Source organism: Acidiphilium cryptum JF-5 (assembly GCF_000016725.1).
GTDB lineage: Bacteria > Pseudomonadota > Alphaproteobacteria > Acetobacterales > Acetobacteraceae > Acidiphilium > Acidiphilium multivorum.
In genome coordinates this window covers 1,790,582-1,812,319 of the sequence record NC_009484.1, presented here as the reverse complement: position 1 = coordinate 1,812,319, position 21,738 = coordinate 1,790,582, and the positions used below count along the sequence as shown (strand labels likewise).

The 21,738-nt window shown below is 69.7% G+C and carries 18 protein-coding genes; 13 read left to right on the top strand and 5 right to left on the bottom strand.

Annotation, left to right across the window (positions count from 1 at the left end):
* Positions 1 to 3: 3 nt before the first annotated feature.
* Both ACRY_RS10615 and ACRY_RS10610 read right to left on the bottom strand, forming a co-directional pair.
* Complete coding sequence (locus tag ACRY_RS10615; protein ID WP_011942391.1) at positions 4 to 507, bottom strand: OsmC family protein; 504 nt, start codon at positions 505 to 507, stop codon at positions 4 to 6.
* Positions 508 to 583: 76 nt separating this feature from the next.
* Complete coding sequence (locus ACRY_RS10610; RefSeq protein WP_011942390.1) at positions 584 to 1,894, bottom strand: chloride channel protein; 1,311 nt, start codon at positions 1,892 to 1,894, stop codon at positions 584 to 586.
* A 182-nt stretch (positions 1,895 to 2,076) separates the two neighbouring features.
* Between ACRY_RS10610 and cydD the strand changes: the two genes are divergently transcribed.
* The 5 genes from cydD to ACRY_RS10585 all read left to right on the top strand — a co-directional run bounded on the left by cydD (position 2,077) and on the right by ACRY_RS10585 (position 8,701).
* On the top strand, positions 2,077 to 3,846 hold the full coding sequence (gene cydD / locus ACRY_RS10605) for a thiol reductant ABC exporter subunit CydD (protein WP_011942389.1): 1,770 nt from the start codon (positions 2,077 to 2,079) through the stop codon (positions 3,844 to 3,846).
* Complete coding sequence (cydC, locus tag ACRY_RS10600; protein ID WP_011942388.1) at positions 3,834 to 5,588, top strand: thiol reductant ABC exporter subunit CydC; 1,755 nt, start codon at positions 3,834 to 3,836, stop codon at positions 5,586 to 5,588. Before cydD ends, cydC begins: the two co-directional genes overlap by 13 nt.
* Before the next feature lie 120 nt (positions 5,589 to 5,708).
* On the top strand, positions 5,709 to 7,322 hold the full coding sequence (locus tag ACRY_RS10595) for a cytochrome ubiquinol oxidase subunit I (protein WP_007421726.1): 1,614 nt from the start codon (positions 5,709 to 5,711) through the stop codon (positions 7,320 to 7,322).
* 12 nt (positions 7,323 to 7,334) lie between these two features.
* Positions 7,335 to 8,474, top strand: a complete 1,140-nt coding sequence (gene cydB, locus ACRY_RS10590) for a cytochrome d ubiquinol oxidase subunit II (RefSeq protein ID WP_011942387.1) — start codon at positions 7,335 to 7,337, stop codon at positions 8,472 to 8,474.
* Positions 8,475 to 8,491: 17 nt separating this feature from the next.
* Positions 8,492 to 8,701, top strand: a complete 210-nt coding sequence (locus tag ACRY_RS10585) for a hypothetical protein (RefSeq protein ID WP_007421728.1) — start codon at positions 8,492 to 8,494, stop codon at positions 8,699 to 8,701.
* 221 nt (positions 8,702 to 8,922) lie between these two features.
* Here the strand turns inward: ACRY_RS10585 and ACRY_RS10580 are convergent, their stop codons facing one another.
* The gene (locus tag ACRY_RS10580) at positions 8,923 to 9,369 is read right to left on the bottom strand and encodes a hypothetical protein (protein WP_007421729.1); all 447 of its coding nucleotides are present in this window, start codon (positions 9,367 to 9,369) and stop codon (positions 8,923 to 8,925) included.
* A 44-nt stretch (positions 9,370 to 9,413) separates the two neighbouring features.
* Between ACRY_RS10580 and ACRY_RS10575 the strand changes: the two genes are divergently transcribed.
* Together ACRY_RS10575 and ACRY_RS10570 are read left to right on the top strand one after the other, a co-directional pair.
* Positions 9,414 to 10,346, top strand: a complete 933-nt coding sequence (locus ACRY_RS10575; protein ID WP_011942385.1) for a Crp/Fnr family transcriptional regulator — start codon at positions 9,414 to 9,416, stop codon at positions 10,344 to 10,346.
* Positions 10,347 to 10,431: 85 nt separating this feature from the next.
* Positions 10,432 to 11,133 carry a CBS domain-containing protein gene (locus ACRY_RS10570; RefSeq protein WP_007421731.1) on the top strand — a complete coding sequence of 234 codons (702 nt, stop codon included), beginning with the start codon at positions 10,432 to 10,434 and terminating at the stop codon, positions 11,131 to 11,133.
* A gap of 7 nt (positions 11,134 to 11,140) precedes the next feature.
* Here ACRY_RS10570 and ACRY_RS10565 read toward each other — a convergent pair whose 3' ends face one another.
* Complete coding sequence (locus ACRY_RS10565; protein WP_011942384.1) at positions 11,141 to 12,310, bottom strand: pyridoxal phosphate-dependent aminotransferase; 1,170 nt, start codon at positions 12,308 to 12,310, stop codon at positions 11,141 to 11,143.
* A gap of 7 nt (positions 12,311 to 12,317) precedes the next feature.
* Complete coding sequence (locus tag ACRY_RS10560; RefSeq protein WP_155856411.1) at positions 12,318 to 13,673, bottom strand: gamma-glutamyltransferase; 1,356 nt, start codon at positions 13,671 to 13,673, stop codon at positions 12,318 to 12,320.
* 32 nt (positions 13,674 to 13,705) lie between these two features.
* Here ACRY_RS10560 and ACRY_RS19925 point away from each other — a divergent pair, with 32 nt between their 5' ends.
* The 6 genes from ACRY_RS19925 to odhB all read left to right on the top strand — a co-directional run bounded on the left by ACRY_RS19925 (position 13,706) and on the right by odhB (position 21,737).
* Positions 13,706 to 14,032, top strand: a complete 327-nt coding sequence (locus ACRY_RS19925) for a hypothetical protein (RefSeq protein ID WP_011942382.1) — start codon at positions 13,706 to 13,708, stop codon at positions 14,030 to 14,032.
* 51 nt (positions 14,033 to 14,083) lie between these two features.
* A complete protein-coding gene (zapE, locus tag ACRY_RS10555; protein WP_043509156.1) occupies positions 14,084 to 15,238 on the top strand; it encodes a cell division protein ZapE in 1,155 nt (384 codons plus the stop codon).
* A gap of 122 nt (positions 15,239 to 15,360) precedes the next feature.
* Positions 15,361 to 16,557, top strand: coding sequence for an ADP-forming succinate--CoA ligase subunit beta (sucC, locus tag ACRY_RS10550; protein WP_011942380.1), 1,197 nt, complete (start codon positions 15,361 to 15,363; stop codon positions 16,555 to 16,557).
* Positions 16,557 to 17,432 (top strand): succinate--CoA ligase subunit alpha, encoded by an 876-nt coding sequence (gene sucD / locus ACRY_RS10545; RefSeq protein WP_007422249.1) that lies wholly within the window; start codon positions 16,557 to 16,559, stop codon positions 17,430 to 17,432. Before sucC ends, sucD begins: the two co-directional genes overlap by 1 nt.
* A gap of 190 nt (positions 17,433 to 17,622) precedes the next feature.
* Positions 17,623 to 20,472 carry a 2-oxoglutarate dehydrogenase E1 component gene (locus ACRY_RS10540; protein ID WP_007422248.1) on the top strand — a complete coding sequence of 950 codons (2,850 nt, stop codon included), beginning with the start codon at positions 17,623 to 17,625 and terminating at the stop codon, positions 20,470 to 20,472.
* 32 nt (positions 20,473 to 20,504) lie between these two features.
* Positions 20,505 to 21,737, top strand: coding sequence for a 2-oxoglutarate dehydrogenase complex dihydrolipoyllysine-residue succinyltransferase (odhB, locus tag ACRY_RS10535; RefSeq protein WP_011942379.1), 1,233 nt, complete (start codon positions 20,505 to 20,507; stop codon positions 21,735 to 21,737).
* The last annotated feature ends 1 nt before the right edge of the window (position 21,738 follow it).

Sequence of the window (21,738 nt, the reverse complement as noted above, 5' to 3'; positions counted from 1 at the left end):
GGTTCAGCCCCGAATCGCCTCGATCCGCGGCGGGTTGCGCAGCGTCTGCAGGATCACGCAATACCGCTCGGTGCTCTGGATCAGCCGCGCCACGGTTGCCTCGTCCGCATCGGTGTCGAGATCGAAGCGGAGCGAAATGTCGGTGACACCCACCGGCGCGGCGCGGTCGATCGCCAACGTGCCGCGCGCGTCCCACACCCCCTCGGCAGTGATGCTGCCGCGCTTCACAATCACCCCCATCGCGGTGGCGACGGCGGAGAGCGTCACCCCGGCGCAGGCGACTAGCGCCTCCAGCAGCATGTCGCCCGAACAGGCCTGCGAGCCGTCGCCGCCGGCCGCCTCGTGCAGCCCGGCGGTCACCTCGCCGTCATGGCCGCGCACCACGCAGGCGATCCCGCCCTGCACGATCTCGCCCACCGCGCGCGAGACGATCCGCGCCGCGGCGGCGTCCTCGCGGTATTTCTGCTTCAGCGGCGCCTGCAGGGCGCGGAGTTCGGCGGCATCCATGGCGGTCTCCCGAAGATCGATCCTCGTTGATGAAGATGCGGCTGCGGCGCGGTTCAGGCAAGCCGCCGCGCGGGCCTCAATGCTCTGCGGCGGGGGCGGGTTCGACCGTATTGGGCTTGGGCATCGGCCGGTTTTCGACGACGCGCAGGAACTGGTGCGACATCGCGTGATAGACCGGCTCCTTGCAGACCAGCCGCGAGGCCATGGTGCCGAGAATCGCGGCGATGCCCACCGGCACCGACATCGACGGATCGGACGTCATCTCGATCACGATCACCGCCGCCGTCAGCGGCGACTGCACGACGCCGGCGAAATACCCGGCCATGCCGACCATCGCGAATCCCGCCACCGGCAGGCCCGGCAGCAGATGCACGAACGCCGTGCCGACACCGACGCCCACGGCGAGCGAGGGCGCGAAAATCCCCCCAGGAATCCCCGAGAGATACGACACCAGGGTGGCGAGGAATTTCAGCGGCCCGAAATCGACCGGCGGCAGCACGCCCGAGACCATCGCATCCCGCGCATTGGCATAGCTCGCATCGAACACCATCCCGTGCGAGGCGTAGCCGATCGCCGCGAGCACGAGGCCGCAGAAGGCGGCGAAGACCACCGGCCGCTTCTGCGCGAGCCGGTTGACCGTGCCGGGCAGGAACTTCCACGGCGTCACCAGGATCTGCGCGAACAGCCCGCCCGCGAGCCCGCCGATCACGGCGCAGACCGGGATCAGCAGCCAGATCCAGTCGAGCCTCAGCACCGCGTGCGAGAAGCCGAAATAAGGCTGGTAGCCGAGGACGAAGAGCAGGGTGATGCCGCTGGCGAAGGCGGCGAGAATGATCGAGCGCACCTGCCGGTCGTCGAAGCTGCGCGCCATCTCCTCGATCGCGAAGACGATGCCGGCCACCGGCGCGTTGAAGGCGCAGGTGATGCCCGCGGCACCCCCGGCGAGGATCAGCAGCCGTTGCAGCGCATGGGTGCGCTCCAGCCCCATCCGCCCGCAAATGTTCATCGCCGCACAGCCGATCTGCACCGTCGGCCCTTCCTTGCCGATCGACGCGCCGGTGGCGAAGCCGATCAGGGTGAGCAGGAACTTGCCCACCGCGATCCGCAGCGACAGCACCGAATCGACATCGGCCGAATCCTGCATCTGCAACCCGGCCATCGCCTGCGGAATGCCCGAGCCCTGCGCGCCGGGAAACACCTGCCGGGTGAGATAGACGATCAGCGCGAGCCCGGCCGGGCAGAGCAGGAACACGATCCAGCCGCGCTGCGCCGTCACGTTCTGGAACAGCGCCGTCGCGCGGACGACGCCGATGCCGAAGGCGATGGAGACCAGTCCGGTGATGATGGCGGCGAGCACGAAAATGAGATTGCGTTTCAAAGCCGCCATTCCGGCCGGTCTCCTTGACTGTCATTCCTGCGTGAGGCCGGAGCCTCCGCCGGCCGGCCAGCGTGGACAGGGCTTGCCCGACACCGATTGATTCATGTCAATGCCAGAACAGGCATCGCATGTGAACCGTCCGCCGCCCGCGCCCGGCGCTGCGGCCGCCGGATCCGCGTGAGAGGACAGACTTGACCGAGGCAGACAACCACGACGCCGCCCCGCCCCGCCGCACGCTCGACCGCCGCCTGATCGCGGCGGGGCAGGGCGCGCGGCGCTTTCTCGCGCTCGCCATCGGGCTCGGATTCGCCGCCGGGCTCGCGGTGATCGGCCAGGCGCTGCTGCTCGCCCATGTCGTCACCGCGCTGATCTTTCGCCACACCGCCCCCGCCGCGCTGGCCCTGCCGCTCGCTTCCCTGGCCGGGCTTCTGCTCCTGCGCGCGGCGCTGAGCTTTGCCTCCGAACTCGCCGCCCACCACGCCGCCGCCGCGGTCAAGCTCTCGCTCCGCCGCGCGCTGCTCGACCATCTCTTCGCCCTCGGCCCCGCCTTTGCCGCCGGCGAGCGCAGCGCCGACCTCGCCGCCACCATGCTCGACGGGGTCGAGGCGCTGGAGCCCTATCTCGCCCGCTACCTGCCGCAGATGGCGCTGGTCGCGCTGGTCCCGCTCGCCATCCTCGCCGCCGTTTTCCCGGTCGACTGGATCAGCGGTCTGGTCCTGCTCGTCACTGGCCCGATCATCCCGGTCTTCATGGTCTTCGTCGGCTACCGCGCCGAGGCGATCAACCGCCGGCAATGGCGCGAACTGCTGACCATGAGCGCGCGCTTCCTCGATGCCGTGCAGGGCATCACCACGCTGCGGCTGTTCGGCCGGGCGCGTGACGAGATCGCGCTGATCGGGCGGATCGCCGATGAATACCGCCGCGCCACCATGGCCGGGCTGCGCGTCGCCTTCCTCACCTCGGCGGTGCTGGAATTCTTCGCCTCGCTCTCGATCGCCCTGGTCGCCGTGCTGTTCGGCGCGCGGCTGCTGCACGGGCATATCGACTTCTTTCCCGCCTTCTTCGTGCTGCTGCTGGTGCCGGAATTCTTTCTCCCCCTGCGCGGCCTCGCCACCCATTATCACGCGCGGATGACGGCGTTGGCCGCCGCCGGCCGCATCTTCGACGTGCTCGACGCGAAGCCCGCCACAAGCTGGGGCAGCGCCATTCCCCCCGCCGGCCCGCCATCGCTGCGCTGCGCCGGCCTCACCATCGCCCACGAACCCGGCCAGACGGTGCTGCACGGGATCGACTGCGCCTTTCCCGCCGGCTCGCTCACCGCCATCGTCGGCCGCTCCGGCGCCGGCAAGTCCACACTCGCCGCCGCCCTGCTCGGCTTCGTCGCCCCGCAATCCGGCGCCGTCATGGTCAACGGCGACACGGCGCTCGCCTCGCTCGACCGCGAGGCGTGGTGGGCGCGGCTGGCCTATGTGCCGCAGACCCCCCGCGTCTTCGCCGGCACGATCGCCGAGAACCTGCGCCTCGGCCGGCCGGAGGCGGACGATGCGGCGCTGCGCGATGCCCTGCGCCGCGCCCGCCTGCTCGACGAGATCGACCGCCTGCCCGCCGGCATCGAAACCCGCATCGGCGATGGCGGCGCCGGGCTGTCCGGCGGCCAGGTCCAGCGCCTCGCCCTCGCGCGCGCCTTCCTGCGCGACACCCCGCTGCTGATCCTCGACGAGGCCACCGCCCATCTCGACCTCGAGACCGAGGCCGAGATCGCCGCCGCCATCGCCGACCTCGCCCGCGGCCGCACCGCGATCCTGATCGCCCACCGCCTCGCCACCGTCCGCCGGGCCGACCGCATCCTGGTGCTGGAGGGCGGGCGCCTCGCCGAATCCGGCACGCACGACGAGCTGCTCGCCCGCGGCGGCGCCTATGCCGCCCTGCTCGGCGCCGCGGAGGCTCCATGCGCGACCTGATCCGCCTGCTCCGCCTCTACGCGCCCTACCGGGTCTGGGTTCTCGCCGGCATCGGGCTCGGCGTTCTCACCGTGCTGGCGAATTTCGCGCTGCTCGCGCTCTCCGGCTGGTTCCTCGCCGCCACCGGGGTCGTCGGTGTCGCCGGCTATGCGGCGCAGAACGCCTTCAACTTCTTCACCCCGGCCGCCGGGGTGCGCTTCTTCGCAACCCTGCGCGTGCTCGCCCGCTATGCCGGCAGGCTGGTCGATCACGAGGCGACGTTCCGCCTGCTCGCCCGGCTGCGCATGGTCGCCTATGCCGGGCTCGAACCGCTCGCCCCGGTCGGCCTCGCCGGCGAGCGCGGCGGCGACCTGCTCTCCCGCCTCGTCGCCGATATCGACCGGCTGGGCGATTTTTTCCTCCGCGTCGCCTCGCCCTTCATGATCGCGGCGGCGGCGGCGCTGGTCATGGCGCTCGGCTTCGCCATCGTCTCGCCCGAGGCCGGGCTTCTGCTCCTGCTCGGGCTGGTCGTCGCCGGGGTCGCGGTGCCGCTGGCGAGCCTCGGCCTCGGCCGCCGCCCGGCCGGCGCCGCCGTCGCGCTGCAGGCGACGATGCGCGCCGATCTCGTCGATTCCGTCCAGGGCATGGCCGAACTGCTCACCTGCAATGCGAGCGGGGCGATGGCGGAGCGGGTCGACGCGGCGAGCGCGGCGCTGCTCGCCGCCCAGCGCCGTCTCGCCGCGATCGCCGGCTTCGGCGCCGCCGCCGGCCTGCTCGTGGCCGGGCTGACGATGCTGGCGATGCTGCCGCTCGGCGGCGCGCTGGCCGATGCGCACCGGATCGCCGGGCCGGTCATCGCCCTGCTCGCCCTCGGCGCGATGGCCGCCTTCGAGGCCGTCGCCCCGCTGCCGGCGGCGTTCCAGCTCCTCGGCGGCATGGCGGATTCGGCGCGCCGCGTCTTCGACCTGCTCGACCGCCCGCCGCCCGTCGCCGAGCCCGCCTCCAGCCCGCCCCGCCCGGCCCGGCTCGATCTCCGGCTCGACGGCGTTTCGCTCCGCTATCCGGGCGCCGCGCATCCGGCGCTCGCCGGGATCGACCTCGCGATCGCCGAGGGCGAGCACGTCACCATTCTCGGCCGCAGCGGTGCCGGCAAGACCTCGCTGTTCAACCTGCTGCTCCGCTTCGCCCCGCACGAGGCGGGAACGGCCACGATCGGCGGCGTCGATCTCGCCGCCATCCGCGGCGACGACCTGCGCTCGCTGTTCACCGTGGTCTCGCAGACCACCGCGATCTTCGCCGGCACCCTGCGCGACAACCTCCTCCTCGCCCGCCCGGATGCGGACGATGCGGCACTCTGGCACGCGCTCGAGACCGCCCGCCTCGCCGATTTCGTCCGCGCCCGTCCCGGTGGTCTCGATTCGCTGGTGGGCGAGGCGGGGGCAAAACTCTCCGGCGGCGAGGCGCGGCGGCTCTCGCTCGCCCGCGCCGCCCTGCGCGCCACCCCCTTCCTGCTGCTCGACGAGCCGACAGAGGGGCTCGACCCGCTGACCGAGGCCGAATTCCGCCGCGCGCTCGCCGGGCTCGCCGCCCGGCGCACGGTGATCGCCATCACCCACCGTCTCGACCACCTCGCCGATGACGACCGCGTGGTGATGCTGGCCGAGGGTCGCATCGTCGCCGACGGCCGTTTCGGCGCGCTCCGCCAGGGCGCCGGGCCTGTGGCGCGCCTGTCACGGCTGCGGGAGATGTCGCTCCGGTTCTGAGCCCGGCTGAAACGGATTGATACAGATCAATGCGCCGCCGCGTGGCGGCATTATCGATCGGGAAACTACCGTTCACCGCCGTGCGGGGAATCCCGCCGGTCCTCGGGCCAGGAGTCCATCATGATCGACCCGACAGTCGTCGACCTGTCGCGCCTGCAATTCGCGCTGACCGCGCTGTATCACTTCCTTTTCGTCCCCCTCACGCTGGGCATGACCTTCCTGCTCGCGACGATGGAGACGGTCTACGTCATCACCGGCAAGAAGATTTACAAGGACATGGCCCTGTTCTGGGGCAAGCTGTTCGGCATCAACTTCGCCATCGGCGTCGCCACCGGCCTGACCATGGAATTCGAGTTCGGCACCAACTGGTCGATGTACTCGCATTTCGTGGGCGACGTGTTCGGCACCCCGCTCGCCATCGAGGGGCTGATGGCCTTCTTCATGGAAAGCACCTTCATCGGCCTGATGATCTTCGGCTGGGACCGGCTGAGCCGCCCCGCGCATCTCGCCATCACCTACCTCGTCGCCCTCGGCTCGAACCTCTCGGCGCTGTGGATCCTGATCGCCAACGGCTTCATGCAGGACCCGACCGGCGCGAAATTCGACCCGGACACGATGCGCATGCAGTTCCACAGCTTCATGTCCCTCGTCTTCAGCCAGGATGCGCAGGCGAAGTTCGTGCATACCTCGATCGCCGGCTTCGTCACCGGCTCGATGTTCGTGATGGGCATCTCGGCCTACTACCTGCTGCGCCGCCAGCACCGCGAATTCGCCGCCCGCTCGTTCCGCATCGCCGCGATCTTCGGGCTGATCTCCACCCTCGGCGTGGTCACGCTGGGCGACGCGCTCGGCCGCATGGACTATCTCGTGCAGCCGACCAAGCTCGCCGCGATGGAAGGCATCTGGCACACCACCAAGGGGCCGAGCGCGCCCTGGCTGATCGCCGCCGTGCCGAATGACCGCACGCAGAAGAACGATTTCGCCATCGGCATCCCCTATGTGCTGACCCCGCTGGTCGCGCATGCCTGGAATGTCCGCATCCCCGGCATCGACGAACTGGAACAGCAGGCCCAGCTTCGCGCCGCCAAGGGCATCCAGGCGGTGATCGCGCTCAAGCAGTATGGCGAAACCCACAGCCCGGCGGCGCTCGCCGCCTTCCGCAAGAACGAGGCGGACATGGGCTACGGCTTCCTCGCCCAGCGCTTCGCGCCGGATCAGGACCTGTCGAAGATCACGCCCTCGAACCTGCCGGGCATCCTGAAAAGGGCCGGCCGCGAATCGATCCCCAACGTCTTCGTCGAGTTCTGGAGCTTCCGCCTGATGGTCGGCCTCGGCCTCGCCTTCCTCGTGGTGTTCGCCTTCGGCGCCTATTACAGCCTGAGGAACGAGCTTGAGAAACACCCGCTGGTGATGCGCGCGGCGATGTGGGCGATCCCGCTGCCGGTGCTGGCCTGCGAGTTCGGCTGGATCACCGCCGAGAACGGCCGCCAGCCCTGGACGGTCTATGGCTGGCTGCCGACCTTCCAGTCCGCCTCCAGCCACACGGTCGGCTACATGCTGTTCTCGCTGATCGGCTTCGCGCTGCTCTACAGCCTGTTCATCGCCGCCGAACTCTACCTGATGTTCAAATATGCAAGGCTCGGCCCCGGCGAGCACGCCCATGCCCGTCCGGTCGAGGCGGCGGCCAGCCCGTCGCTGATGCGCCCCGGCTACGCCGACAAGTCCTGGCAGTAAGGAAACCGCGCCATGGAACTCTATATCGCGCTCAAGGTCATCTGGGCCGTGCTGCTCGGGGTGCTTCTCTCCGGCCTCGGCATCATGGTGGGGATGGACATGGGGGTCGGCGCGCTGCTGCGCTTCGTCGGCCGCACCGATGCCGAACGCCGCACCGCGCTCGCCGTGATCGGCCCGCACTGGGACGGCAACCAGGTCTGGTTCATCCTCGGCGGCGGCGCCATCTTCGCCGCCTTCCCGACGCTCTACGCCACCTCGTTCTCGACCTTCTACGTGGTGATGATCCTGCTGCTGTTCAGCATGATCATGCGCCCGGTCGCCTTCGAATACCGCTCCAAGGTCGATGCGCGGCGCTGGCGCGCGACCTGGGACTGGGCGTTCCTGATCTCCGGCGCGCTGCCGATGATCATCTACGGCGCCGCCTTCGGCAACGTGCTGCAGGGGGTCGGCTTCCACTTCAGCTGGGACGGCCAGTATTACCAGGATGGCAGCTTCATCTGGTACCTGCTCAACCCCTTCGCGGTGATGTGCGGCGTGCTCTCGCTCGCCCTCGCCGTGCACCAGGGCGGGGCGATGCTGATGATCCGCGGCGAGGGCCCGATCGCCGAGCGCGCCCGGCGCTATGCGGTGCCCGCCGGCCTGCTCGCCGCCGCCCTGTTCGCGATCGGCGGCGTCTGGGTCCGCTTCATCAAGGGCTTCGCCTACACCGCCCCGGTCAACCCGGCGATGCCGGCGACCCCGCTCGGCGGCCCCGCGGTCGCGATGCGCGCCGGCGCCTGGATGGACAATTTCCACCAGCATCCGGTGCTCTGGCTGCTGCCGGCGGTGGGCCTGCTCGGCATGGTCGCGGGTCCGCTGGCGCTCGCCGCCCGCAAGCCGATCCTCGGCTGGTGGCTCGGCGCGCTGGCCTGGATCGGCACGATCTTCACCACCGGGGCGGCGATGTTTCCCTTCCTGATGCCCTCCACCACCGCGCCGGCGCAGAGCCTGACGGTGTGGAACGCCTCGGGCAGCGCCTACAATCTCGGCTGGATGCTGGCCTTCGCGCTGGTCTTCGTGCCGATCATCCTGAGCTACACGGCCTGGGCCTTCCGCGTCATGCGCGGGAAGGTCAAGACCGAGTCCGTCATCGCCAACGATCACTCCTACTGAGGAGCGGAGATCGAGCCATGTTGAACACGATCAAATTCGCCGCCCTCGCGGTCATCCTCTTCGCGGCGATCCTGCTCGCCGTGGTCACCGGCGACGAGGGGCCCTGGTATTTCGGCTGGCTGGTCGGAACGATGATGATCGTTCTGATCTCGGCGAGCGGCGCCGTTCTGTTCGAGGCACAGCAATCGGCGGTCCTTGGCCGCCATCAGCCCGACGACAAAGTGTAAGGAGACGCCCCGATGCTCGGTGGACTTGAAGGCCTGATCCTGTTCATCCCGTTCGTCTATCTCGGGTTGTACGTTCTCGCATGGCTGTACACGCGGCGCCGCTTCCCCTGACGGCAGCGCCGTAGCCGTGCCAGTCTGGCCGGGCCGCTTTCGGGCGGTCCGGCCGCTTGTCGTTCTGGAGGACTTGCCGGCCGGGCCGGCATTCCTTGCGTCGGGGCGGGTCAGAGCAGGAAGGTGTGTTCCCCGGCCCGGGAGACCGCCCGGGCAACACCGCCGAGCGCGCCGGCCGGAAGGTCGGCCCCCGTGGCGACGATGCGGATGGCGCCGCAGCCGGTATCATGAGCGATGGCCGCGAGCCGTGCCGCGAGCGCGGTGAGCAGCGGCCTGTCATCGAGCGGGTCGAGCACCGCGAAGGGCCGCACCGCCATCAGCCGGCCATGTTCGAGATCGGCCTCGCACCGGTAGCAGGCCAGGCCGCAAGGGTTGCGCCGCCGCACCCGGCGGATCGTGATCATGCCGCGCCGGCCGGGATTCGCCGCGATGCACTCGCGCGCATGGCGCCGCCATCGCGCGAGGTCGAGCCAGGGCTGGGCCAGGCGCGCGATCACGAAGCACGGGTCGATGTGCTCGCGGATCATGGGTTCGATCAGGTAAGTCGGTTCATGCATGCAATGTAACATCGTCAGAAAGCATGACAGGATCGACCAAGCGGATGAACCGCGCCTTGATCGAAATCAACCGGAAGCCCTGTAAGATTCTCGAATTAAAAGACAAAGCGCCGCGCGCGTCGCCGGTGGCGCAGCTAACCGCACATTCGCGGCCTGAATCATACGAGTTGCGCGACCTTGTTGCTCTGCACTACAAAATGATTGCTGAGACGTCGGAAGGACGCGAGATGCTGGAGCAGCGGGACCGGGCGCTTCGCTCGCCCATCAATCTTTCGGAAGCCATCATTCCAGGCCTGTGCGCGGGCTGCGAGGCGCGGCATATTGGCCTGTGCGATGCGCTGGCGGACGAGGATCTTCATTTCCTCGCGAGCGTGGCGCGGCAGTCCACGGTGTCGCGCGGCCAGAGCTTCGCGGTGGAGGGCGACAGCGCCCGTTACTTCTTCAACATCAATCACGGCACCGCCAAGCTGCACAAGGACCTGCCCGACGGGCGCCGGCAGATCACCGGCTTCGTCGGCGCGGGCGATTTCGTCGGCCTCGCCGCCGACGACCGCTACACGTTCAGCGCCGAGGCGATCGACGACGTCCGGCTGTGCCGGTTCGACCGCGTGGAAATGCGCAACGTGTTCTCCCGCTTTCCCGCGCTCGAGCGCCGGCTGCTCGACGTCGCCTCGCACGAACTCATCGTGGCGCAGGAGCAGATGCTGCTGCTCGGCCGCAAGAGCGCGATCGAGCGGCTCGCCAGCTTCATCGACAGCTGGAGCCGGCGGGCGATGATGTGCGGCGCCCCGCGGGCCGGGCTGCGGCTGCCGATGACCCGCACCGATCTCGCCGATTATCTCGGCCTGACCATCGAAACCGTCTCCCGCGCGCTCACCGCGCTGCGCAAGCAGGGCGTGATCGACGTGACGCCGGACCACAATATCAGCGTCGCCCGCCCGCAGGCCCTGGCCGAAATCGCCCGCGCCGGCGCCTGACGCCGGCCCGCTTCCGCGATTGACGCAAGTCAATGCGCGGGCGGAGGGCATCGCGCATGGTCCTCCTAGCCAAAAGGAGGATGACATGAACGTGCGTGAGATCATGACGGTTGGTCCACTCACCGTCGAACCCGAGACGACCGTTGCCGATGCCGGCCGGATCATGCTCGACCAGAACCTGTCCGCCCTCCCGGTGATCGACCGTGGCGGCCGGCTGCTCGGCATCATCACCGATGGCGACATGCTGCGCCGCCCCGAACTCGAGACCGCTCCGGACATCGGCTGGTGGCGCGGCTTCCTCGCCCCCGAAACCTCGGCCCGGCAGTTCGCCCGCACCCGCGGCCGGCATGTCGGCGAGATCATGACCACGCCGGTCCGCTCCGTCGGCCCCGACACGCCGCTGTGCGATGCGATCGACATCATGGAAACCTACCGGGTGAAGCAGCTGCCGGTCGTCCAGGGCGAGATCCTGCTCGGCATGCTCAACCGGCGGAACATCCTCGCCCGGCTGATCACCGCGCTGCTGGTGGTCGAGGATACCCCGGTCAGCGACGATGTGGTGGCCAGCCGCATCCGGGCCGCGATCGAGAAGACCAACTGGGCGCCCAAGGCGACCATCGAGGTCAAGGTCGATCACGGTGTCGCGACGCTTTCCGGCCCCGTGTTCAGCGATGCCGAGCGGATGGCGCTGATCGTGCTCGCCGAGGGAATCGGCGGTGTGCGCCGGGTGGCGGACGAGATGGTCTATGTCGATCCGACCAGCGGTGTCGCCTTCGGCTCGTACTGAAGGGGCCCTATCTTCCGGGCGGCGACTCGGTCAGCCGGCGCGCCGCCTCGGCGATGTCGGCCTCGTCGGCGCAATAGGAAAACCGTACGAAATCGCCGCCGCGCGCGGTGTCGAAATCATGCCCCGGCGTCGCGGCGATGTGCAGGTCGTGCAGCATCGCGCGGCAGAAGGCGGCGCTGTCCTGCCCGGTCGCGGCGATGTCGGCATAGATGTAGAAGGCGCCATCCGCCGGGGAGAGCTTCGTCATCCCGGCGCGGGGCAGGGCGTCGAGCAGCAGGGCGCGCGAACGGGCATAGGCGTCGCGCCGCGCCGAAAGCTCGGCGTGGCAGTCGAACGCCGCCTCGGCCGCGCGCTGGGCGACATGCGGCGCGCAGATGAACATGTTCTGCGCGAGGCACTCCACCGGCCGCACCAGCTCCTCCGGCAGCACCATCCAGCCGACGCGCCAGCCCGTCATCGAGAAATATTTCGAGAACGAGTTGATCACGATCGCCGAGGGGCTGAAGGCGGCGGCGGTGGCCGCCGGCTTGCCATAGGTCAGGCCGTGATAGATCTCGTCGCTGATCAGGCGGATGCCGTTCGCATGGCAGTGCCGGGCGAGGGCGGCGAGCTCGTCGGGGTGCAGCATCACCCCGGTCGGGTTGGCGGGCGAGGCGATCAGCAGCCCGTCCGGCTGCGGGTCGAGCGCCGCGATCATCGCCACTGTCGGCTGGAATCCGGTTTCCTCGGTGGCCGGCAGCAGCAGCGGCCGCAGCCCGAGCGCCGTCATGATGTTCAGGTAGGGCGGATAGCATGGGGCGGCGAGGGCGATCGTGTCCCCCGGCTCGAAGGCGGCGAGGAAGGCGAGCGGAAACCCGCCCGAGGCCCCGGCGGTCACCGCGACGCGCGCGGCGGGAAGGTCGAGCCCGTACCAGTCGGCATAATGCGCGGCGATCCGCCGCCGCAGGCCGGGCAGGCCCAGCGCCTCGGTATAGCCGAGCGGATCGGTCCCCGCCATCGCGGCGGCGACGGCGTGGCGCACGCCCTCCGGCGCGCCCTGGCCGGGCTGGCCGACCTCCATGCGGATCACCCGGCGGTTCGCCGCCGCCGGGCTGGCGGCGAGCGCGTTGGCCGCCGAGATCACGTCCATCACCAGAAAGGGTGGAACCCGCGCCCCGGCGCCGGTCTTCAGGGTCATTGCCGCCTCAGCGCGAACTGATGGCGAGGCCGGCGCCGCGCGGATCGGCCGCGGCGGCGCAGGATTTCGGCGCGCTCGGCAGCGTGCCGGAACAGGCGATCGCATCGGCGCGGCCCGGTGCCGGCACCGGCCGGGGCATCGCCTGGCCGGTGCGCAGCGAATCGGCCATCGCGGCGGCGGCGGCGAGCGGCGCGCCGGCCTGCCCGGTGCCCGTCGTCACCGCGCGGAAGGCGCCGTCGCGGGTGGCGAGGGCGATGCTCAGCAGCGGCGGCGTCACCCGCCGCGGCGAGGCGGCGAGCAGGATGCCGGTTCCCGTGGCGATGCGCCCGGTGCCGAACAGGTTGTTCATCGTGGTCGCGCAGCCGACCACGCCGCCCTTCGAATCGGCGACGGCGAATCCGGCCGAGGCCGGCAGCGCGCCGAACCCGCGCACATGCCGGCCGGCGGCGGCGGCGGCGATCGCATCGCGCCCGGCGCCGGCGAGATCGTCCGGCGTCCTGGCGAGCGCCTCGATCGCCGCGCGCGTGCCGAGCCCGGCGGCCGTCGGCGGCAGGGCGATGTCGGCGCCGAGGGCGTGGACGATGTCGGGGGCGGCGTAGCGCGCGGCCACGGCGCGCAGATCCGCGCCGGTCAGCCCGGCGCCGGCCGCACGCGCGCCGGCAAGCAGCCGGGCGGCGAGATGGCCCTGGTAGAAGCTCAATACGCCTCCGCCCTGCAGCCGCGCGAGGGTGGCGGCGAGGTCGGGCTGGCGCAGCGTTTCGCCGGCCTGCAGCACGCCGCCGGACGGCCCGGCGAACACGTTGCGCGCGGCCGGGTCGGCCAGCAGCGCGTTGCCCACCACGGCAAGGTCGGCCGCCAGCGCGCGGGAGACCGGCACGCCGCCGCCGGCCATCGCGGCGGCGGGCGCCATGTCGGTGGCGAGCGGCAGGGCGCCGTAGCGCGCCTGCATGGCGAGCAGGCCGCGCACCATCTGCGGGACCGCGGCCGGGCGCGACGCGCCGGCCTGGCTGCCGCGCGGCGCGCCGGGCGGGAAGAGCAGGGCGACGGGACGCCCCTTGCCGCCCTCGTCATGCGGCATGTCGATCAGGCAGACCGCGCCGCCGCCGAGCCCCGCGCGCGAGGGCAGCGTGACGCCGAGCGCGAAGCCGGCCGCCACGGCGGCATCCACCGCGTTGCCGCCCTTCTGCAGGATCTCGTGCGCGGCGACGGTCGCCTCGGGAACCGGGGTCACGGCGAAGCCGGCCACCGGCGCCTGCGGCCGCGGCTCGCCCAGCCGGGCGGTGCCGCCACCGCCGACAAGGTCGTTCGACAGGCCGCATCCGGCGAGCAGGAGTGCGGCGGCGAGCGGGGTGGTGCGGCGCATGATCGACAAATTCGCCATCCTCGTGACTGTGATTGCGGCAGGTCGCCAAGGGGATAACCGCCTTCGCGCGGCCGGGCAACACGGGGCGCCGCGCAGGCCTGCGCCGGCACGGGGTTGCGCCGCCGGATGATCGTCCCAATTCGCAACCAGCCAGGACGGAAAGCCGCGACCGGCCCGCCCTGGCGGCAGTCCGGAAAGGGATCGGCATGGTATTGGCGAATTTCGACGCGTGGCTGGACCGCACCCTGCGCAACCATGAAAAATTGCGCAAGCTTGCGTGGTTCGCGATCATTTATGGCGCGAGCGTGGTGGTTTTCGGAATCATTGCCTTCGGCCTGCAGGCGCTTGTGCCGGCCTGAGCGAGGGCCGGATGTTGCGCCGCCGCATGGAGTGCGCTACCGGCGCTGCTCATGCTGATGAAGGCACCTGAACGGTCCGACGGTGGCGTGATGTCCGCCTACCGGACGCGGATCGACGCCGGCACCATCCTGCCGGACCCGGTCCAGCGCCGGGCGGCGGAGCGCCTGCACGAGCTGTGGGGCCGGCTGCGCGACTACGATCCGCAGCCGAAGGCGCCGCCCAATGGCTGGCTCGGCCGGCTGCTCAACAAGAAGCGGGTGGACGAGGTGCCGGAGGACTATCCCTCGGGCCTCTATCTCGTCGGCGAGGTCGGCCGCGGCAAGTCCATGCTGATGGACCTGTTCTTCGCCGCCGCCGAGGTGCCGCGCAAGCGGCGGGTGCATTTTCACGAATTCATGCAGCAGGCCCATGCGAGGCTGCACAGGCTGCGCGCCGAGCGGCCCGATGCCGATGCGGTGCTCTCGCTCGCCGACATCATCGCCAGCGAATCGGCGCTGCTCTGCTTCGACGAGTTCCAGGTCCACGACATCGGCGATGCGATGATCCTGGCCCGGCTGTTCGAGGCGCTGTTCGCCCGCGCCGTGGTCGTCGTCGCCACCTCCAACACGCTGCCCGACGATCTCTACCGCAACAAGCCGGGCTATGACAGCTTCCGCCCCTTCATCGCCCTGCTCAAGCGCCATCTCGACGTGATGGTGCTCGATGGCGGGCGCGACTACCGGCGCGAGCGGGTGCGCGGCGCGCGCAACTGGTACGTGCCGGCGGATGGCCGGGCCGAGCGCGCTCTCGATGATGTGTTCGCCGAACTCACCGGCGGTGCCGCCCCGCGCGCGGAGGCGCTCACGGTCTTCGGCCGCAAGCTCGCCGTGCCGCTCGCGGCGCGCGGCGTCGCCCGGTTCGACTTCGCCGCCCTCTGCGCCCAGGCGCTCGGCTCGGGGGATTATCTCGCCCTCGCCACCCATTACGACACCGTGCTGATCGACGGCATTCCCCGTCTTTCGCCGGACAATTTCGACGAGGCGCGGCGCTTCATCACCCTGATCGACGCGCTCTACGAGCATCGGGTGAAGCTCTACGCCTCGGCCGCGGCGGAACCCGCGGCACTGTATACCTCGGGCGAGGGGGTCGCGATCTTCGAGCGCACCGTCTCCCGCCTCGAGGAAATGCGCAGCGAGGCGTATTTCGCCCTCGCGCATCTGACCTGAGATGCGGTTGCGCCGCTCCGGCCATTGGTCTAGGCCGCACGACGACGGAACCGCCCGGGACGGACGGCGCGCAAGGCGCCGGGTTTCGAGTGACAGGCGAGTGATCACCGTATGGGGGCCCCATGAACATACATGAATACCAGGCCAAGGAACTGCTGAAGTCCTATGGCGTCGCGGTGCTGGACGGGCACGTCGCCTGGACCGGCGAGGAGGCCGCCGAGGCGGCGCGCAAGCTCCCCGGCCCGGTTTATGTCGTGAAGTCGCAGATCCATGCCGGCGGCCGCGGCGCCGGCCATTTCAAGGACGATCCGGAGGGCAAGGGCGGTGTCCGCCTCGCCAAGTCGCCCGAGGAGGTTGCCGCCGCCGCCGAGGCGATGCTGGGCAACACGCTGGTGACCAAGCAGACCGGCCCGGCCGGCCGCGTCGTCCGCCGCGTCTATGTCGAGGCCGGCTGCGACATCAAGCGCGAGCTCTACCTCTCGCTGCTGGTCGACCGCGCGAAATCCGAGATCGTCATCATGGCCTCGACCGAGGGCGGCATGGAGATCGAGGAAGTCGCCGAGAAGCATCCCGAGAAGATCCTCCGCGTCGCGGTCGATCCGGCGAGCGGCATCTCCGGCTTCCACGCCCGCCGCCTCGGCTTCGGCCTCGGGCTCGACGCCACCCAGATGAAGGCCTTCGCGAAATTCGTGAACGCGATGTACAAGGCCTTCGTCGCGCTCGACTGCGCGATCGTCGAGATCAACCCGCTGGTCGTCACCGGCGCCGGCGAGGTGGTCGCTCTCGACGCCAAGGTCAGCTTCGACGACAATGCGCTCTACCGTCACCCCGATCTCGAGAAGCTGCGCGACGAGGCCGAGGAAGACCCGAAGGAACTCGAGGCCGCCAAGCACAGCCTGAACTACGTGGCGCTGGACGGCTCGATCGGCTGCATGGTCAACGGCGCCGGCCTCGCGATGGCGACGATGGACATCATCAAGCTCTACGGCGCGGAGCCGGCGAACTTCCTCGATGTCGGCGGCGGGGCGACCAAGGAGCGCGTCACCGCGGCCTTCAAGATCATCCTGTCGGACCCGAATGTCGAAGGCATCCTGGTCAACATCTTCGGCGGCATCATGCGCTGCGACGTGATCGCCGAGGGCGTGGTCGCCGCGGCGCGCGAGGTCTCGCTCTCGGTGCCGCTGGTCGTCCGCCTCGAGGGCACCAACGTGCAGCTCGGCAAGGACATCCTCTCCAAATCCGGCCTGCCCATCATCGCGGCCGACAATCTCGCTGACGCGGCGCAGAAGATCGTCGCCGCCGTGAAGGAGGCCGCATAATGGCTATTCTCGTCAACGCCGAAACCAAGGTCATCACCCAGGGCTTCACCGGCGCGCAGGGCACCTTCCACTCCGAACAGGCGATCGCCTACGGCACCAAGGTCATGGGCGGCGTCACCCCGGGCAAGGGCGGCACCCGCCATCTCGACCTGCCGGTGTTCGACACCGTGGCCGAGGCCCGCGAGGCGACCGGCGCCGATGCGAGCGCGATCTACGTCCCGCCGCCCTTCGCTGCGGACGCCATCCTCGAGGCGATCGACGCCGAGATCCCGCTGATCGTCTGCATCACCGAGGGCATCCCGGTGCTCGACATGGTGAAGGTCCACCGCGCGCTGTCCGGCTCGAAATCGATCCTGGTCGGGCCGAACTGCCCGGGCGTCATCACGCCGGATGCCTGCAAGATCGGCATCATGCCGGGGCACATCCACCGCCGCGGCAAGGTCGGCATCGTCTCGCGCTCCGGCACGCTGACCTACGAGGCGGTGGCGCAGACCACGGCGGCCGGGCTCGGCCAGTCGAGCTGTGTCGGCATCGGCGGCGACCCGGTGAAGGGGCTCGACTTCGTTGACGTTCTGGAAATGTTTCTGGCCGATAATGAAACCGAGGCACTGATCATGATCGGCGAGATCGGCGGCCAGAGCGAGATCGAGGCGGCCGAGTTCCTGGCGCGCAACAAGGTGAAGAAGCCCACCGTGGGGTTCATCGCCGGCGTCACCGCGCCGCCGGGCCGGCGCATGGGTCATGCCGGCGCCGTGATTTCCGGCGGGCGCGACACCGCGCAGGCCAAGATCGAGGCGATGAAGGCGGCCGGCATCCATGTGGCCGACAGTCCGGCATCGCTCGGCAGCACCATGGTCAAGGCGCTTCGCGCGTAACGAGGAGTCGGCGGGTTTGTTCATTCGTCATGGATCGGGGAGGCTTCATGCAAGGAAAGCATCCCAGAACCGAGACTTGACGGTGCAACGGCCTGATCGATTGGACTATGTCACGGTCTTGACTTTGCAGCGCGCCGGCTCAGTGCCGGCGCGAACTCCATGAGCCCAGTACGGCCGAGGGACATCTGAGATGGCGGGTGTGGATATTCTTGCGACGGCGATGAATGGCGGCAACGCGGCGTTCATCGCCAACCTCTATGCGAAATGGGTCGAGGCGCCCGATTCGGTCGATCCGGATTTCGCCAGCCTGTTCGCCGCGCTGGGCGACGATGCGCGATCGGTGCTGGGCGATGCGGCCGGCGCCTCCTGGGCGCCGCGACCGATCAGCTTCGAACGACCGGCCGCGCCGGCCGAGGCGGGCAAGGGCGCGCCGCTTTCCAGACAGGGCACGATCGATTCGATCCGTGCCCTGATGTTCATCCGGGCCTATCGCGTGCGCGGCCATCTGGAGGCCGATCTCGATCCGCTCGGCCTGCGCCAGCCCGGCCACCACCCGGAACTCGATCCGGCCAGCTACGGCTTCACCGAGGCCGACATGGACCGGCCGATCTTCATCGACATGGTGCTGGGCCGCGAGACCGCGACGATGCGCGAGATCATCGCCATCCTGCGCGAGAGCTATTGCGGCAAGATCGGCGTCGAGTTCATGCACATCCAGGATCCCGAGCAGAAATCCTGGATCCAGCGCCGCGTCGAGGGCGCGCCCTGGCGCACCGCGCTCGACAAGGAGGGCAAGCGCCGCGTCCTCACCCAGCTCACCGAGGCCGAGGGCTTCGAGACCTTCTGCCAGCGCCGCTATGTCGGCACCAAGCGCTTCGGGCTGGAGGGCGGCGAAAGCACCATCCCCGCGCTGCACGCGATCATCGAGACGGCGGCGCGGGCCGGCGTCAACGAGATCGCGATCGGCATGCCGCATCGCGGCCGGCTCAACACGCTGGTCAACATCGTCAAGAAGCCGTTCACCGCGGTGTTCTCCGAATTCGGCGGCGAGAGCTTCAAGCCGGACGCGGTGCAGGGCTCGGGCGACGTCAAATACCATCTCGGCACCTCGGCCGACCTCGTCATCGCCGGCAACAAGGTGCATCTCTCGCTGCAGCCCAACCCCTCGCATCTCGAGGCGGTGGATCCTGTCGTCGCCGGCAAGGTCCGCGCCCGGCAGGACATGGCGGGCGACACCCGCGGCCGCCGCTCGGTCATGGGCATCCTGATGCATGGCGACGCCGCCTTCGCCGGCCAGGGCCTCGTCTATGAAACCCTGGCGATGAGCCAGCTGATCGGCTACCGCACCGGCGGCACGGTCCACATCGTGGTGAACAACCAGATCGGCTTCACCACCGTGCCCGCCCACGCCTATTCCGGCCTCTATTGCACCGATGTCGCCAAATCCGTGCAGTCGCCCATTTTCCATGTGAACGGCGACGATCCCGAGGCGGTGGTCTTCGTCGCCCAGCTCGCGACCGAGTTCCGCCAGGAATTCGGCGTCGACGTGGTGATCGACCTGGTCTGCTACCGCCGCCACGGCCATAACGAGACCGACGAGCCGGCCTTCACCCAGCCGCTGATGTATCAGGCGATCCGCGGCCGCAAGACGACCCGCACCCTCTATGCCGAGCGCCTCGCCGCCGAGGGCGCGGTCGGCACCGCCGAGTCCGACCAGATCCACAAGGATTTCGTCGCCACGCTGGAAGAGGCCTACAAGGCCGCCGCCAGCTACAAGCCGAACAAGGCGGACTGGCTGGAAGGCCACTGGGCCGGCCTCAACTCCGCGCGCGACGAGGAGGGCGAGACCGAGGAACCCACCGCCATCCCGCTGGACACGCTGCGCCGGATCGGCAACGCGCTGGCCCGCGTTCCCGACGATTTCGACGTCAACCCCAAGATCGCCCGCCAGCTCGAGGCCAAGGCCGAGATGATCCGCACCGGCGAGGGGATCGACTGGGCGACCGGCGAGGCGCTCGCCTTCGGCTCGCTCCTGCTCGAGGGCCATCGGGTCCGCCTCTCCGGCGAGGACTGCCAGCGCGGCACGTTCAGCCAGCGCCACGCCGTGCTGATCGACCAGACCAGCCAGAACGAATACGTCCCGCTCAACAATATCGGCGAAGAGCAGTCCCGCATCGAGATCTTCAACTCGCTGCTCTCCGAGGCCGGCGTGCTCGGCTTCGAATACGGCTATTCGCTGGCCGACCCGCGCACCCTCGTGCTCTGGGAAGGCCAGTTCGGCGACTTCGCCAACGGCGCGCAGGTCATCATCGACCAGTTCATCGCCGCCGGCGAGAGCAAGTGGCTGCGCATGTCCGGCCTGACCCTGCTGCTGCCGCACGGCTATGAAGGGCAGGGGCCGGAACATTCCTCGGCCCGCCCCGAGCGCTTCCTGCAGCTCTGCGCCGAGAACAACATGGCGGTGTGCAACATCACCACCCCGGCCAACTATTTCCACGCGCTGCGCCGCCAGCTGAAGCGGAACTTCCGCAAGCCGCTGATCATCATGACGCCGAAATCGCTGCTGCGGCACAAGCTCGCGGTCTCGACGCTGGAGGACATGACCAACGGCTCGGCCTTCCGCACCGTGATCCCCGAGACCGATGCGCTGGTCGCCCCCGAGAAGGTCCGCCGCGTCGTGCTCTGCTCGGGCAAGGTCTATTACGACCTGGTCGCCGAGCGGCGCGACCGCGGGATCGACGATGTCGCGATCGTGCGGGTCGAGCAGCTCTACCCCTTCCCGAAGAAGGCGCTGAAGACCGCGATCGAGGCCTATGTGAACGCCGAGGTGATCTGGTGCCAGGAGGAGCCCGAGAACATGGGCTACTGGCATTTCCTTGACCGCCGGATCGAGGCGGCGCTGGAATGCACCGCGACGAAGATGGCCGCCTCGCGCCCGCGCTTCGCCGGCCGCAAGGCCGCGGCGAGCCCGGCGACGGGGCTTGCGAAGGTTCACGCCGCCGAACAGGCGGCCCTGGTCAGGGAAGCGCTCGGCGTCTGAGGCGCGGGCAGGAACAGCAAAAGGCAGGAAGCATGAGCACCGAAATCAAGGTTCCCATCCTCGGCGAGAGCGTGACCACCGCGACCGTCGCGCGCTGGATCAGGAAAGTGGGCGAGACCGTCGCCCAGGACGAGCCGATCGTCGAGCTGGAGACCGACAAGGTCACCGTCGAGGTCAATGCGCCCGAGGCCGGCACGATCGAGGCGATCGCCGCCGATGAGGGGGCCGAGGTCGAGGTCGGCGCCCTGCTGGGCACGATCGGCGCCGGCACCGGTGCCGCCGCCGCGCCGAAAAAGGCCGAGCCCGCGGCGGAGGCCCGCCCGGCCGCCAATCCGCAGCCCGGCGTCAACCCGCCGCCGCCGCCCTCCGGCCCGGTCGCCCGCACCGGCCACGCGCCGATGCCCGCCGCGCAGAAGATGATGACCGAGCAGAAGGTGGATGCCGCGCAGGTCGAGGGCACCGGCAAGGACGGCCGCATCACCAAGGGCGACGTGCTCGCCTTCATCGAGAAGCCGGCCGCCGCCCCGGCGCCGGCAGCACCCAGGGCCCAGCGCGCCGCCGATGCGCGCGAGGAACGGGTGAAGATGACCCGCCTGCGCAAGACCATCGCCGCCCGGCTGAAGGAGGCGCAGAACACCGCCGCCATGCTCACCACCTTCAACGAGGTGGACATGGGCCCGGTGATGGCGCTCCGCGCCGAATACAAGGACGTGTTCGAGAAGAAGCACAAGGGCATTCGCCTCGGCTTCATGAGCTTCTTCGTTCGCGCCTGCATCGCCGCGCTGCGCGAGTTCCCGGCGGTCAACGCCGAGATCGACGGCGACGAGATCGTCTACAAGAACTTCGTCAACATGGGCATCGCCGTCTCCAGCCCCTCGGGCCTGGTCGTGCCGGTGCTGCGCGACGCCGACCAGATGAACTTCCCGCAGATCGAGGGGGCGATCGCCGATTTCGGCAAGCGCGCCCGCGACGGCGCGCTGAAGCTCGACGAGCTTTCGGGCGGCTCCTTCTCCATCACCAATGGCGGCGTGTTCGGCTCGCTGATGTCGACCCCGATCATCAATCCGCCGCAATCGGCCATTCTCGGCATGCACAAGATCCAGGACCGGCCGATGGCGGTCGGCGGCAAGGTCGAGATCCGGCCGATGATGTATCTCGCGCTGTCCTACGACCACCGCATCATCGACGGGCGCGAGGCGGTCTCCTTCCTCGTCCGGGTGAAGGAGAGCATCGAGGATCCGCGCCGCCTGCTGCTGGACATCTGAG

What these genes read in the sequence shown, in the direction of transcription:
- ACRY_RS10615 (WP_011942391.1), bottom strand. Translation starts at nt 507, where the DNA reads ATGGATGCCGCCGAACTCCGCGCCCTGCAGGCGCCGCTGAAGCAGAAA.
- ACRY_RS10610 (WP_011942390.1), bottom strand. Translation starts at nt 1,894, where the DNA reads ATGGCGGCTTTGAAACGCAATCTCATTTTCGTGCTCGCCGCCATCATC.
- cydC (WP_011942388.1), top strand. Translation starts at nt 3,834, where the DNA reads ATGCGCGACCTGATCCGCCTGCTCCGCCTCTACGCGCCCTACCGGGTC.
- ACRY_RS10595 (WP_007421726.1), top strand. Translation starts at nt 5,709, where the DNA reads ATGATCGACCCGACAGTCGTCGACCTGTCGCGCCTGCAATTCGCGCTG.
- cydB (WP_011942387.1), top strand. Translation starts at nt 7,335, where the DNA reads ATGGAACTCTATATCGCGCTCAAGGTCATCTGGGCCGTGCTGCTCGGG.
- ACRY_RS10585 (WP_007421728.1), top strand. Translation starts at nt 8,492, where the DNA reads ATGTTGAACACGATCAAATTCGCCGCCCTCGCGGTCATCCTCTTCGCG.
- ACRY_RS10580 (WP_007421729.1), bottom strand. Translation starts at nt 9,369, where the DNA reads ATGCATGAACCGACTTACCTGATCGAACCCATGATCCGCGAGCACATC.
- ACRY_RS10575 (WP_011942385.1), top strand. Translation starts at nt 9,414, where the DNA reads ATGAACCGCGCCTTGATCGAAATCAACCGGAAGCCCTGTAAGATTCTC.
- ACRY_RS10570 (WP_007421731.1), top strand. Translation starts at nt 10,432, where the DNA reads ATGAACGTGCGTGAGATCATGACGGTTGGTCCACTCACCGTCGAACCC.
- ACRY_RS10565 (WP_011942384.1), bottom strand. Translation starts at nt 12,310, where the DNA reads ATGACCCTGAAGACCGGCGCCGGGGCGCGGGTTCCACCCTTTCTGGTG.
- ACRY_RS10560 (WP_155856411.1), bottom strand. Translation starts at nt 13,673, where the DNA reads ATGCGCCGCACCACCCCGCTCGCCGCCGCACTCCTGCTCGCCGGATGC.
- zapE (WP_043509156.1), top strand. Translation starts at nt 14,084, where the DNA reads ATGCTGATGAAGGCACCTGAACGGTCCGACGGTGGCGTGATGTCCGCC.
- sucC (WP_011942380.1), top strand. Translation starts at nt 15,361, where the DNA reads ATGAACATACATGAATACCAGGCCAAGGAACTGCTGAAGTCCTATGGC.
- sucD (WP_007422249.1), top strand. Translation starts at nt 16,557, where the DNA reads ATGGCTATTCTCGTCAACGCCGAAACCAAGGTCATCACCCAGGGCTTC.
- ACRY_RS10540 (WP_007422248.1), top strand. Translation starts at nt 17,623, where the DNA reads ATGGCGGGTGTGGATATTCTTGCGACGGCGATGAATGGCGGCAACGCG.
- odhB (WP_011942379.1), top strand. Translation starts at nt 20,505, where the DNA reads ATGAGCACCGAAATCAAGGTTCCCATCCTCGGCGAGAGCGTGACCACC.